The organism is Kordiimonas laminariae, from assembly GCF_023008165.1.
Lineage (GTDB): Bacteria > Pseudomonadota > Alphaproteobacteria > Sphingomonadales > Kordiimonadaceae > Kordiimonas > Kordiimonas laminariae.
On the sequence record NZ_JAKQZA010000003.1, the window covers coordinates 26,317 to 38,634 of the forward strand.

Here is a 12,318-nt window from a genome sequence, read left to right on the forward strand (position 1 = left end):
ACCGCTTTTATTGCTTTAACTATCAGCAGGCTTTTTACCCTTTTTGTAGAAAAAGTGATAGTGGATAATTTCTATTACAGACAATAAACTGAGAACACCAACAAGAAGATTAATACTTCGGGAAGGGTCACTCCAAAACGCATAAAAATTTATAACGCCCCCAAGCGCGAATACCCAAAGAGATGCCTTGTAAGAAGCCTTACTGTTAAAACGCTCATGTCGACGCTGGAAAAATGGCAAGCCTTCATCTACTGCTTTCAGCTTTCGGACAAAAAGCCCCTCTAAATACCACGCAATACTAAACAGCGCATAACCAGTTGAAAGTAAAATAGCACCCAATACACCTGCCTGAGCGGCCACATTCAATGAAGTATAAAAAGCATAAAATGCTGGCGAGATAAATCGCCCTGCAATGAAAATCACGAGTATAATTGAGACACAAATAAGTGTTTCCCAGAGGCGTAATTTTTCGAATTTCTGATACGTTTCTTCATCTACACGATAGCCTATAGCCTTACGGTCTGCCCGGATAAAATAGCCACCTTCCCTTATAATTGGCGTGCCCACAGTAACTTCCCCTCTAATACATGCACCTATTAAGGGAATTACGCCAGAAATACACTTATTGCAATTATCCCATAGCATCCTCACGCAAGCTTTATTATAAGCGTGGTCATGGCTTATGATTCACTTCGCGATTTTATCGATCGGCTAGAGGCCGAAGGCAGACTTGTTCGGGTCACTGAGCAAGTATCCACTCACCTTGAAATGACAGAAATTCAAACTCGTGTCCTGCATGCTGGTGGGCCCGCGATCCTGTTTGAAAATGTGGTAAATGAGAACGGCGAAAAATCAGACATGCCCGTACTCGTAAACCTGTTCGGAACAGTGGAGCGCGTAGCATGGGGCATGAACCGTGAACCACACGAATTGCGTGAAGTTGGTGAAACCTTGGCCTTCCTCAGGCAACCAGAGCCACCACGCGGTGTGAAGGATGCGCTTGAGCTCTTACCACTTGCGAAGCAAGTGCTCGCGATGAAGCCAAAGAAGGTTAAAAAAGCCCCGGTACAGGAGGTAGTGCTAACAGGGGATGATATTGACCTGTTCAAGCTACCGATCCAAACCTGTTGGCCGGATGAACCGGCACCTCTTATCACTTGGCCACTGGTTGTAACCAAAGGACCTTCTGATAAAGCGGAAGATAAATATAATCTGGGCATCTACCGCATGCAGCGCCTGGGCAAAGATAAAACTCTGATGCGCTGGTTAAAGCACCGTGGCGGTGCACAGCAATATGCCCGCTGGAAAGAACAGAAGCGCGAACCTGTGCCAGCGGCCGCCGTTATTGGTGCGGACCCAGGTACTATTCTCGCTGCCGTAACACCAGTGCCCGACACACTTTCAGAGTACCAGTTTGCTGGGCTGCTGCGCGGGAAGAAGGTACCACTCGTAGACTGTAAAACTGTGCCACTGCAAGTGCCTGCCACCGCCGAGATCGTGATCGAAGGGTACGTAAGCCTTGATGACTACGGTGATGAAGGACCATACGGGGACCACACAGGTTATTATAACAGCGTGGAGAAATTCCCAGAATTCCACATCACTGCTATCACCATGCGTAAAGACCCGATCTACCTGAGCACTTACACTGGCCGCCCACCTGATGAACCTGCAATCTTAGGCGAAGCACTTAATGAGGTGTTTATTCCCCTGCTGCAGCAGCAGTTCCCAGAGATTGTTGATTTCTGGCTACCGCCAGAAGGCTGTAGCTACCGCGTGGCTGTTGTCAGTATCAAAAAAGCTTATGCGGGCCACGCTAAACGGGTGATGACAGGCGTTTGGTCTTACCTGCGTCAGTTCGTTTACACCAAGTTTGTCATCGTTGTGGATGACGATATCGATTGTCGTGATTGGAAAGATGTAATCTGGGCTATGAGTACCCGGATGGACCCAGTTCGCGATATTGTCACCATTGAAAATACACCTATCGACTATCTTGATTTTGCAAGCCCTGAAAGCGGGCTTGGCGGTAAGCTCGGCATGGACGCCACCAATAAAGTGGGTAATGAAACCCACCGCGAATGGGGTACCGAAATATATATGGAAGACGATGTGGTGAACAAAGTTGACGCTATGTGGGATAGCCTTGGCATCCCTGGCGAATATTCAAAAATATGGAAAAAATAACTGAATGAAAAATACGTTAAAAACACTAACGGCAGCACTAACAATAACACTATCAGCACAAGCTGAAGACAGAGATACCATCAAATTATATGCGCTTGATTGCGGCACTATCGAAATGTTCGATATTGGTGCCTTTTCAAGCGAGGGCCAATTTAACGGGCAAAGCGCAACACTCGCTGATCCCTGCTTTCTCATACGACATCCTAAAGGCGATTTCCTTTGGGATACCGGCCTTGAACAATCGCTGAGTGAACATCAAGATGGTATGAACGCTGGCTACGGTATTCTCCGTATGGAGCGCAGCCTTACAGATCAACTTGCTGATCTTGGTATGCGCACAGACGATGTAGAATATCTGGGCCTTAGCCACTGGCACCCTGACCATTCAGGCAATGCTGCACTTTTCACCAGTTCAACACTTGTGATCAACAACCGCGAACATGCTTTTATGTTCTCTGACGAGATGAAATCCCAACCTGAAGCTTATAAAGTGTGGGGTGCGCTTGAGAATGCAAAAACTATCCAGTTTGATAGCGAGCATGACGTGTTTGGTGATGGCACTGTGGTGGTAAAATATATGCCCGGTCACACGGTGGGGCACGCTGTGCTTTACGTGAACCTCCCCGAAACAGGTGGTTATCTCTTCTCTGGTGACCTTTACACCCATGCAGAAGGCCGGGAGAAAAAAGCTGTCCCTTCTTTTAACTTTGATAAAGAAGCAACCAAGATTTCACAGAGCGCCTTTGAAGCATACGCCGAGGAAAAAGGCGCGCGTATTATCATCCAGCATGAGATGAAGCATTTTAACAGCCTGCCTGTATTCCCAGCTTATGTGCAGTAATATCAAAAATGTGATGATATAACGGCCATCAAAAGTTGTACTTCATAACGCAAAACGTATATATTCTCCAAGACACATTGGGGAATAGATATGCTTTTAAAAACACTTCTGGGCCTTCAACTGATCGTTTCAGCTTCATCACTTGCCTATGCAGAAAAGGGTAACCCTGTACCTGTACAGCCCGATGAAGAAATTGAAATCAACGCAAAACAGCTTGAGAAAACGCTACGTGGCTCCCTTAGGGAAGCTTTTAGCGCGTACCTTAACGGCGATTATGCGAAAGCTGAAAGACAGTTTTCTATTCTCGCAACTCAGCAGTTTATTGCCCTTGAAAAACAAATCCAAGGCCGACAGGCTTTTGAAGCACTAGGAAGTGGCGGGCAAATAACACGCGCAACCCTGAATCTCGCTGACGATTGGGAAGGTGAAAATCAAGCCTATGTAGCTGGCTCGCGAGCAAAAGCGCGAAGTGTTTTTTCACAAGCTCCTTTTGGCGCACTAAAAGTAACGTCTTCCCAACTCTATTTTGTTAGGGGAGTTACTGAACTTCAGCAAAACAAGCTTAAGGAAGCACGAAATTCCTTCAGGAAAGCTGTTCGCCTGAACCGCGCCAATGTGGATGCACGGATAGAACTTGCGCTGCTTGACTTCCGAAACGGTGAGCTTGAAAAACTACCCAAGCAATTCAAGAAAATTGAATCTACGATCGCCAGACTTTGTAAACGCGAAACTAAATGTGCACAAATAGCAGATAGCAAGAAGCGTTTTGAGCAGGTTCAGTTAGCATTTAACAACACTCGTTAGTCTGAAGACAAAGTAATCACAAAGGAATATATTCCTCTGTCAAACTGTCACATGTGACAGTCTGTCTAATGAAAATTTAATCTATCTCACCCAATATAGAACCTGTAGCCCACACCTATGTGAGGAGGTTCTTATGGCTCATTCACAAGCTCCGCAGGGAGCCGAAATCCTTCACCATGAACCCAAAGGGTTCACAGATCATTTTGCTTACGGCTTCGTAAAAGCGCTCAGATTTGTCGCTGATAGTTTTTTCGCAAAACGCTATGGTCACCGTGCTGTGGTACTGGAAACGGTGGCGGCAGTTCCCGGTATGGTCGCTGGCCTGTTACAGCATCTTAAATGTCTAAGACATATTCGAGATGATCAAGGCTGGATTCGTGAACTGCTTGATGAGGCAGAGAATGAGCGCATGCATTTGATGACATTCATCGAAGTAGCCAAACCCACATGGTTTGAACGTGCGGTGATTATGATCACTCAGCTTATTTTCTATAATGTCTATTTCTTTCTCTATCTATTCTCTGCAAAAACAGCACACCGGGTTGTTGGCTACTTCGAAGAAGAGGCGGTTGTAAGCTATAACCAGTATCTTGAAGAAATTGATGCCGGACGCCACGCGAACACCGAGGCACCCCAAATCGCTATCGATTACTGGAGTCTTGCAGAAGATGCCACACTGCGTGATGTGGTAATCGCCGTTCGTGATGATGAAGCAGGACATAGAGACCGAAATCATTATTTTGCAAACAGTTTAGAAGCTGGTGATCGGCCAAAAGGAAACAGCACACTAGCTCATTCCTAGTTAAAGCTACTACTCTCGCTGCTTCTTCCTACCCGCCTCTCTTCCCGATAGGGAGAAGCAGCTCCTGTTCTCACGATCCTTTGAATAGACAGTTATTCCTATGCTGGTCATACAATTATAGACCGGTAAACAGGATGATCTGCAATGGATGTATTAGACGATATTTTAAATACGCTGGATTTAAGAGGCGCACTTTATTTCAGGACGGACTTTTCTGGCCCATGGGCTGTAACAGTGCCTGATTACGAGCAAGCAGCACGTTTCCATCTGGTCATCCAAGGATCATGCAATATCACATTTTCTGACGGTAAAGATGTTACCCTTACTCCCGGCGATATTGTTCTTATTCCCCGTGGCCGTAAACATATCCTTTCAGACAGAGCTGGAAGAAATGCCCCGCCTCTCGAGCAGGTTCTTGAAAATGTTGGCTATAAAAACGAAGGTGTTTTAGTTGTAGGAAACAAAGATGAGTTCGCCTCGACCCAAATGGTATGTGGCCATTTCACCTTCCGGGAAAAAGCAGACCACCCCATTATCAAAGCTCTGCCTGACTACCTGGTAACAACAATGGTAGAACGGCTTAAAGAACCTTGGCTTGATGAAATGCTCAGGCTTGTCGCACAACGCATGTTCTCAAACCAACTAGGTGCCGAAGCGTCAGTTACCCGATTATCAGAAATCGTATTTATTGAACTTCTCCGATCAGCCATCAATAAACAGGGTGATCTGCAGAACATTCTGATCGCGCTCAATGACAAACACATTGGCCGCGCTCTACAGCTTATCCACACGACACCAGAAGCTGCATGGAGCGTGGAAAAGCTTGCGCAAGAGGCTGGCATGTCTCGTAGCCGTTTCTCTGAACGGTTCAGTGAGATGGTTGGAACAGGCCCGATGGGCTATCTTAGTGACTGGCGTTTACAGAAAGCACTTGCCATGCTGGAAAGTAGCCGCACTAGCGTGCAGGCCATTGCAGAAAAAACCGGCTACCAATCACCTGCAGCCTTTACTCGTGCCTTCAGCGGACGCTTTGGGGTGTCTCCTACAGAATACCGAAAACATGCATAAATATGCATATCGTCCCATTGATTTTGCATTAAATCCGGAATAACCGCATACATATTGATCAATCATCTACATTTTCCTATTTCCGAAACCAGACATGGCAACACATATTTCGGAAAGGAAAAACAATGTCTAAATTCGTGAAGATTGGTTCTATTCTTATCGCTGCTTCTATTGCTGCAACGCCTGCGGTTCTAGCTGATGATGAACACAACACTGTTCCTGGCCTCACAGCGGCAGGCGCACCACTTGGCGCACACGGTGTTGATACAGTGGCCTTCATTGGCCTTGGTAACCGTATTGACGGCGTTGCTAAATACACATCTGTTCATGATGGCGTGGCATATTACTTCGCTTCTGAAGACAATAAGAAAACATTTGAAGCAAACCCTGATCGCTTTGTACCGCAAAATGGTGGTTTCTGCACATTTGGTGTTTCTGTTGGTAAGAAATTTGACGGCAACCCACGTTACGCAGCTGTTCGCGACGGTAAACTATATCTATTCCTGAGCGACGATATCCTACAAGCTTTCCTACAAGACGAAAAAGGCACGCTTCGTAAAGCGAAAGCTAACTGGAAAAAGATCAAGCACACTGCTGCAACTGATCTTTAAGCCCAGTTCACCCGGGCAGAGCCTGCTCTGCCCACCTCCCTTGAAATCTTAGGAAAGCGATAGAGTATGATTGATCACCTCAGCCTCGGCGTAGATAATGTCGAAAACGCTATGTCATTTTATAATGGTCTGCTTGAAACACTTGGTTACACATGCATGGTCAGCAATGAAGCGCTAGCCGCCTATGGCCGTAACCGTATAGAATTTATTCTAATCCGCCCTAACGATGGCGGCGCAGCTTCCGTTGGCAATGGTACCCATATTTGTTTTAAGGCGGACACCAAAGAAGCTGTGGATGCTTTCCACAAGTTCGCTATGGAAAATGGTGGCACCTGTGCGGGGAAACCAGGCCCGCGCCCCGCTTATCCAATTCCAGATGTGTATACAACATTCATTCTTGATCCTTTCGGACACAAACTCGAAGCTATTAATGGTGGTTTCGCGGGATAAAAGTCCTCAACTCTCAGTTCAATTCTGCTAACTGAGAGCCCTCTGCTGGAAGAGTCTGCCCCATATATGAGGCCCCCCTCTCTTAGGCCTCATCGGATTCTTCCAGCATTTCCATGTAAAAATGTCGCACTCTTTCTATTGTCGGTGATCTTCATGGGCATGCGTGCTACATAACTGCCCATATGCGGTACACTGCACACAAAATACTATTGGCCGTCCTGTTTGTATCTTTCTCTGCACGAGCTTCAGTTACAGATGGCATGATGCTTGATATCGGTTCTTTCCTGAACGGCGGGAGCCTTGTACGTATTTGTGCATCTGCGGGCGAACTACCATGGATGCCTGTTCATTTTGATCATGACGATGAAACCATGGATCAAATGGACAGGATGAAATGTCCATATTCCGCTCTAGATGCCCCTATCCAGCTTGCTGATCTAGAGTTTCTACCCTCAGACTTTGGTCCCGCTTCCAATGCAGCAGAGCATGCAGCTACCCTCAGTATGCTCCGCATTCTTCGTGCCACTGCACGCGGACCGCCAAGCCTGTAGTTCCTCTTCCCTAAACAAACCATACTACTACCATTTATCCGCAGAGGAATTACCGGATGAAACGCACCTTATTGGCGGCGTCTGCTCTTGTATGCAGTATGCCTGTTTTCGCACACGATACTCACCAAGCACCACGCGCTTATGATCATGCACCTATTGGCGTAATGGGGGATCACCTTCACAAGAAAGGGGAGTTTATGCTCAGTGCCCGCTATATGTATATGGATATGAGCGGCAGCCGTATTGGCACCAACAGCGTAACGCCAGAACAGATTGTAACCACCGTTCCGAACAGCTTTGCTGGCGCTCCTGGGCAGCCCCCTACCCTTCGTATTGTACCCACCCAGATGGATATGCATATGGTCATGATTGGTGCCATGTACGCGCCGACCGACAACATAACCCTGATGGCAATGGCCATGTACAATGCCAACACCATGGATCATGTAACATTTCAGGGTGGTATGGGTACCAACAGACTTGGTGAGTTCAACACTAAATCCTCAGGCTTTGGCGATACAAAGTTAGGTGCACTTATTCGCCTTCACGACAGTGGTACACATAAGCTTCATTTGAATGCTGGTATCAGCTTACCAACGGGCTCAAATACAGAAACAGATGATATTCTAACCCCAATGGGCGGAACGCCTACTGTACGCCTACCCTATCCAATGCAATTGGGTTCCGGCACTTGGGATCTGGAACCGGGTATCACTTATGTAGGACATAAGGATGATATTAACTGGGGTGCACAGGCGCGAGCTACTATTCGCTTGGGTGATAATGCAGAAGGCTACACACTCGGAGACAAATTTGAAGCCACCTCATGGCTCGCATATGGCTTTAATGATAATATTTCGGTATCCGGCCGCGCCAAATTCACGACGCAAGGCGATATTAATGGCCGCGACCCTTCCATTGCAGGGCCTGTACAAACAGCTCAAACTGACTTTCACGGTGGTGAGAAAATTGAGTTATTTGCAGGCATCAACTATCTCTTCACCGAAGGTGGCCTGAAAGGTAATCGCCTTGCGCTTGAAGTTGGCACACCAATATTGCAAGACCTTAATGGCCCACAGATGGAAACTGACTTAACCATCACACTAGGTTGGCAACTTGCTTTCTAGAGATGTAAGCCGGGTAATGCCCGGCTTTTACTTCAGTATATAAAGGGTCTCAGAAACTTCGCCTTGTCGGGCTTCAGAAAAGAATTGCTCTTCTCTCAAACTTCTGAAGCCTGTTTTTTCCAGCACTTTAGCGGAGCCAATATTGCTCTCAACCACACGTGCATAAATGGATTGATCAGGAAATATTTCTTTCACTTGGAGCAAAAAAACTTTTAGAGCATGAGTAACGATCCCTTTGCCCCAAAACTGTCTTCCTAGCCAGTAACTTATCTCTCTTGCATCCTCACGCAGGAAAGTTGCGATATATCCAGCAACTTCACCATCCACAATGATAGTCCGCAGCAATAACTCACCACTTTCATCGTCCAAAAGCCGAGCAAAACGAGCAACGTGAGTTGCTGTATCACCAGAGATAGCACCACCACCCGCGAGCCAGGCAGCTTCTTCATCTGTGTGGAATTTTGCAAGCGGTTCAATATCAGCCCCAACCATATTTCTGATAGAAACATTCATATAAAATCAGGGCGCCAATTCGTATTTATTGTGTTTTGTTATTTCACCCGGGCGAGCGGCGCTTGTTCCGCTTCCTTCACCCACTTGGATAAAGCCCAGTTTTTCAAGTACACGCATAGAAGCTGGATTATCCTTGGCTACAGTACCGTAGATGATCCCAGCATGCCCTTGTTCTCGTACGAGGTTGATCAGTGCCTTACCAGCTTCTGTTGCATATCCTTTGCCCCAAAAATCTCGGCCAATAAAATAACCAATTTCCCGACCACCGCTTTCATGTGGAAAATGCCCAGCATTCCCAATAAGCTCTCCCTGATCATTGTATATTCCGCGTTCTACGATAGAGCCATCTTTAGCTTCTAATTCACGACGATCATCAAGGCGTTTTTCAACAAATTCATAAGTTACTGGAAACGGAATGGTCGCTGTCATGCGTGCGACATCAAAGTCATTTACCAGTTCATGAAACCTCGGGTAATCTTCTTTGGGAATTGGTTTAAGCACCAATTTCATAACGTTTCCCTCACCTGCATTTTGTTTTTTTCAGTTTCTATGAAACTATTCATCAGCTAGGGGAAAATACAAGGGCCAAATTTATGCTTAAAAGATTTCAAGGGAAACACCTGTTACTGATCACCGCATTATTGCTTGTGGTTTATACAGTTTTCAGCATCCAGACGGCAGGCAATTACATTGGAGCGCTTGATCTTGTCATGAAGCCCACTGCTCATTTGGCGTTTATCTTTTTCTTTCTGGCATTCACTACATCAAGCCTACATATTATGCGGCCAAGTGACTATTCCAGATGGGCTATGAAAAACCGTCGGTACCTGGGGCTTAACTTCGCGCTTATCCACTTTGTACATTTAGGATTTGTACTATCGAATTTGGCCTTCACCGAAGAAACAAGAGAAGCTTCTACTCTCGGCATCGGAGCGCTTGCCTATCTATTCCTGTTTTTAATGACCATTACCTCAAACAATACAGCTGTAAGAAAACTGGGCGCACGCAAATGGAAAATGCTCCATAAAATCAGCAGCTACTATATTTGGTTCATTTTCCTCGCAACATCGAGCAAAGAGCCAGAGGCGTTCACAAGTTTTAGTACAAGCTGGTTGCCTCTGATGTGCATTCTAGCAATCTTAATACGCTATCAAGGTTGGAAAATGCTGCAAGCAAAAGCGAAAAATCGCTAGTCATATTTCACTGGGAATTTAGGGCACAATAAACCTTGTGCCCTAAATTGTACTCGAATCTATGCTCGTTATTTTGCGAGCATCACGGTTATTTGGTTAACTTTTTCAGCTGCGCTATTCAATCTATCAAAATAGAAAACCAGATCATCTTTACCGTCTTCATTCAAATCAAGCGCATCCACATATTCACCGTTTTTCGGTAATGGAATTTTGAGCTTGACCGCTTTTCGGGCAAACATATTTTTACCACCCGGTGTTGCCATAAAGAACTGTAATTCTTTTTCCTTCTTACTTACCACCAGATCCTTAGAACCGTCGCCATTAAAGTCCCCCATCTCTACAACAGGGATGCTGGATTGGCCGCTTGAAAGGTTAAAGGCAACACTTACCTTCTTTTTGTATGTGGGCTTCTCGGTATATCTGCCGTTATCACCTTGCTCATAGAAATTTACATCTACGCTGGTCGATCCAGACAAGAAAATACCAATTATCTTCCCAATCCCCAGATTGGCTGCACCCGCCACAAAATCTTTTTTACCGTCGGTACCGAAATCGATATGTTCGTTCCGGGTAGAAAACCCTTTCATCACGATGTCAGTATCAGCTTCGCCACTGAATGTAAGCTTTCCACCTTCATTTTTGCCGTAATAGTAATGAAATTCCAATGTACGGTTAAACACGCCCTTCGCTATATCTGTGGTGGTCACAATATCAATAATGCCGTCACCATTAATATCATCTATTTCCCGGAACGTACTGTTTTCCAGATTAGTCTGATCAGCGTAGCGCTCGTCAGCACGCACCTGCTCTTTGTATGAATTCCCCGTCACTGGTAGATCAAACGGTATGATCATTGGCTCGTTTTCAAAGCTACCGTCTACCTCTTGAGGAAAAACAATGAAGCTGTGATCCTGGTGGAACACTATGTCATCTTTACCATCAAAGTTTGCATCAAACTGATAGTAGGGAAAGGTACTATAGCGAGGTGTGCCGGCACCCAAACGCATTTCAACCTGCATATTCAAAAGCTGTTCAGGCTCAAAACCACCAGCTTCTTTCCCAAGGAGTAAACGATATCCATCAAAATCAGGCAATAAAACATCTGCCAGACCGTCGCCGTTCAAATCTTTCGAGAAATCAGCCTTGTTAAGTCTTGGATTAAATGATTGCCTGAAAATACTTTGTACTGGCACCAAAAGCTCTATTTGGCCGCTTTCAGTATTAAAATACGAAACACCTTCACTTGATAGAAACACCACGCTTGTAGCTTTGCCGTCCAATTTGGCAGTATCAAAAAACAGCATATCTTCAGGCATAGTGAAATGCAGTATAGCTTCATTACCGCCTGCCGCATCAAATATCGAAAAATGCTTGGCTCCATCTCGATCTCGGCCTGCTGCAAGAAGAGCTGCTTTCCCTTGGCTACCAAAATGGATTTTTTCCATAGTTTCAACCGGATGCCCAGCATCTAGTTGTTTTATTTCAAACAGGTCTTGAGCACCCGCATTGCCCCCAAAACACAATACGCCAAAAAGCGCAGCTCCCACTGCTTTGTACATAATCCAACCCTTATAAATTCCACTTCCCCATTGTCGCTAAGGCGACAAAATGGCATCAATTAGGCACGCTAATCCAATGTTAGCCTATTCCCCAAGTACCTCACATTATTGTTAGCCTTATAAACAAAACACGCTACTGTTTTATTTGGGAGCAATAATAATTTCCGTTCAGGGGAGTACGAAATGGAAAAAGAAATACTATTACCAATCCTCGCCTTGGTATCATGGTCACTCGTAATGTGGGGATGGATGTACGCTACACGCCTGCCTGCAATGGCAAAGGCTGAAATTGATCCACAGGCTGCTGCACATCCAGGTTCGTTAAATACATTACCAGCGGACGTACGCCGTATCGCAGATAATTATAACCACCTGCATGAACAGCCAACCATGTTCTTCGCACTGGTTTTCTACACCTATCTGGCAGGCAACGTAACTGATTTCATGGTGCAACTGGCATGGGCTTATGTCGGCTTGCGTGTTGTGCATTCCTTTATGCAAACCTTGATAAACAAAGTAACCCTCAGGTTTCTTACCTTCATGCTCTCCAGCGTTGTGCTGATGGTTTTAGCAGCACTAAACATTCTTACACTTCTTTAAATTTAAAAGAAG

General features: G+C 45.6%; 15 protein-coding genes. 11 read left to right on the forward strand and 4 right to left on the reverse strand.

What is annotated here, in order from left to right:
- Window positions 1-15 precede the first annotated feature (15 nt).
- Window positions 16-567 (reverse strand): hypothetical protein, encoded by a 552-nt coding sequence (locus MF542_RS06050; protein ID WP_247017018.1) that lies wholly within the window; start codon window positions 565-567, stop codon window positions 16-18.
- Window positions 568-675: 108 nt separating this feature from the next.
- Between MF542_RS06050 and MF542_RS06055 the strand changes: the two genes are divergently transcribed.
- The 9 genes from MF542_RS06055 to MF542_RS06095 all read left to right on the forward strand — a co-directional run bounded on the left by MF542_RS06055 (window position 676) and on the right by MF542_RS06095 (window position 8,441).
- On the forward strand, window positions 676-2,187 hold the full coding sequence (locus tag MF542_RS06055; RefSeq protein ID WP_247017020.1) for a UbiD family decarboxylase: 1,512 nt from the start codon (window positions 676-678) through the stop codon (window positions 2,185-2,187).
- Window positions 2,188-2,191: 4 nt separating this feature from the next.
- The gene (locus MF542_RS06060) at window positions 2,192-3,028 is read left to right on the forward strand and encodes an N-acyl homoserine lactonase family protein (RefSeq protein ID WP_247017022.1); all 837 of its coding nucleotides are present in this window, start codon (window positions 2,192-2,194) and stop codon (window positions 3,026-3,028) included.
- A gap of 90 nt (window positions 3,029-3,118) precedes the next feature.
- Window positions 3,119-3,832 carry a tetratricopeptide repeat protein gene (locus MF542_RS06065; protein WP_247017024.1) on the forward strand — a complete coding sequence of 238 codons (714 nt, stop codon included), beginning with the start codon at window positions 3,119-3,121 and terminating at the stop codon, window positions 3,830-3,832.
- A 133-nt stretch (window positions 3,833-3,965) separates the two neighbouring features.
- Window positions 3,966-4,634, forward strand: a complete 669-nt coding sequence (locus MF542_RS06070; RefSeq protein ID WP_247017026.1) for an alternative oxidase — start codon at window positions 3,966-3,968, stop codon at window positions 4,632-4,634.
- Between the two features lie 144 nt (window positions 4,635-4,778).
- On the forward strand, window positions 4,779-5,702 hold the full coding sequence (locus MF542_RS06075) for an AraC family transcriptional regulator (protein WP_247017028.1): 924 nt from the start codon (window positions 4,779-4,781) through the stop codon (window positions 5,700-5,702).
- 125 nt (window positions 5,703-5,827) lie between these two features.
- On the forward strand, window positions 5,828-6,313 hold the full coding sequence (locus MF542_RS06080; RefSeq protein WP_247017030.1) for a YHS domain-containing (seleno)protein: 486 nt from the start codon (window positions 5,828-5,830) through the stop codon (window positions 6,311-6,313).
- Window positions 6,314-6,379: 66 nt separating this feature from the next.
- The gene (locus MF542_RS06085; protein ID WP_247017032.1) at window positions 6,380-6,763 is read left to right on the forward strand and encodes a VOC family protein; all 384 of its coding nucleotides are present in this window, start codon (window positions 6,380-6,382) and stop codon (window positions 6,761-6,763) included.
- 182 nt (window positions 6,764-6,945) lie between these two features.
- The gene (locus MF542_RS06090; RefSeq protein WP_247017034.1) at window positions 6,946-7,314 is read left to right on the forward strand and encodes a hypothetical protein; all 369 of its coding nucleotides are present in this window, start codon (window positions 6,946-6,948) and stop codon (window positions 7,312-7,314) included.
- Between the two features lie 56 nt (window positions 7,315-7,370).
- Complete coding sequence (locus MF542_RS06095; RefSeq protein ID WP_247017036.1) at window positions 7,371-8,441, forward strand: transporter; 1,071 nt, start codon at window positions 7,371-7,373, stop codon at window positions 8,439-8,441.
- Between the two features lie 27 nt (window positions 8,442-8,468).
- On the opposite strand, the gene MF542_RS06100 is transcribed toward MF542_RS06095, so the two are convergent.
- Window positions 8,469-8,954, reverse strand: coding sequence for a GNAT family N-acetyltransferase (locus tag MF542_RS06100; RefSeq protein ID WP_247017038.1), 486 nt, complete (start codon window positions 8,952-8,954; stop codon window positions 8,469-8,471).
- 6 nt (window positions 8,955-8,960) lie between these two features.
- Window positions 8,961-9,464, reverse strand: coding sequence for a GNAT family N-acetyltransferase (locus MF542_RS06105; RefSeq protein ID WP_247017040.1), 504 nt, complete (start codon window positions 9,462-9,464; stop codon window positions 8,961-8,963).
- Window positions 9,465-9,547: 83 nt separating this feature from the next.
- Here MF542_RS06105 and MF542_RS06110 point away from each other — a divergent pair, with 83 nt between their 5' ends.
- Complete coding sequence (locus MF542_RS06110) at window positions 9,548-10,147, forward strand: cytochrome b family protein (RefSeq protein ID WP_247017042.1); 600 nt, start codon at window positions 9,548-9,550, stop codon at window positions 10,145-10,147.
- 68 nt (window positions 10,148-10,215) lie between these two features.
- Here the strand turns inward: MF542_RS06110 and MF542_RS06115 are convergent, their stop codons facing one another.
- The gene (locus MF542_RS06115; protein ID WP_247017044.1) at window positions 10,216-11,706 is read right to left on the reverse strand and encodes an FG-GAP repeat domain-containing protein; all 1,491 of its coding nucleotides are present in this window, start codon (window positions 11,704-11,706) and stop codon (window positions 10,216-10,218) included.
- 183 nt (window positions 11,707-11,889) lie between these two features.
- Here MF542_RS06115 and MF542_RS06120 point away from each other — a divergent pair, with 183 nt between their 5' ends.
- Entirely contained in the window at window positions 11,890-12,306 is a 417-nt protein-coding gene (locus MF542_RS06120; protein ID WP_247017046.1) for an MAPEG family protein, read from the forward strand.
- Window positions 12,307-12,318 lie beyond the last annotated feature (12 nt).

What these genes read in the sequence shown, in the direction of transcription:
- MF542_RS06055 (WP_247017020.1), top strand. Translation starts at nt 676, where the DNA reads ATGGCTTATGATTCACTTCGCGATTTTATCGATCGGCTAGAGGCCGAA.
- MF542_RS06060 (WP_247017022.1), top strand. Translation starts at nt 2,192, where the DNA reads ATGAAAAATACGTTAAAAACACTAACGGCAGCACTAACAATAACACTA.
- MF542_RS06065 (WP_247017024.1), top strand. Translation starts at nt 3,119, where the DNA reads ATGCTTTTAAAAACACTTCTGGGCCTTCAACTGATCGTTTCAGCTTCA.
- MF542_RS06070 (WP_247017026.1), top strand. Translation starts at nt 3,966, where the DNA reads ATGGCTCATTCACAAGCTCCGCAGGGAGCCGAAATCCTTCACCATGAA.
- MF542_RS06075 (WP_247017028.1), top strand. Translation starts at nt 4,779, where the DNA reads ATGGATGTATTAGACGATATTTTAAATACGCTGGATTTAAGAGGCGCA.
- MF542_RS06080 (WP_247017030.1), top strand. Translation starts at nt 5,828, where the DNA reads ATGTCTAAATTCGTGAAGATTGGTTCTATTCTTATCGCTGCTTCTATT.
- MF542_RS06085 (WP_247017032.1), top strand. Translation starts at nt 6,380, where the DNA reads ATGATTGATCACCTCAGCCTCGGCGTAGATAATGTCGAAAACGCTATG.
- MF542_RS06090 (WP_247017034.1), top strand. Translation starts at nt 6,946, where the DNA reads ATGCGGTACACTGCACACAAAATACTATTGGCCGTCCTGTTTGTATCT.
- MF542_RS06095 (WP_247017036.1), top strand. Translation starts at nt 7,371, where the DNA reads ATGAAACGCACCTTATTGGCGGCGTCTGCTCTTGTATGCAGTATGCCT.
- MF542_RS06100 (WP_247017038.1), bottom strand. Translation starts at nt 8,954, where the DNA reads ATGAATGTTTCTATCAGAAATATGGTTGGGGCTGATATTGAACCGCTT.
- MF542_RS06105 (WP_247017040.1), bottom strand. Translation starts at nt 9,464, where the DNA reads ATGAAATTGGTGCTTAAACCAATTCCCAAAGAAGATTACCCGAGGTTT.
- MF542_RS06110 (WP_247017042.1), top strand. Translation starts at nt 9,548, where the DNA reads ATGCTTAAAAGATTTCAAGGGAAACACCTGTTACTGATCACCGCATTA.
- MF542_RS06115 (WP_247017044.1), bottom strand. Translation starts at nt 11,706, where the DNA reads ATGTACAAAGCAGTGGGAGCTGCGCTTTTTGGCGTATTGTGTTTTGGG.
- MF542_RS06120 (WP_247017046.1), top strand. Translation starts at nt 11,890, where the DNA reads ATGGAAAAAGAAATACTATTACCAATCCTCGCCTTGGTATCATGGTCA.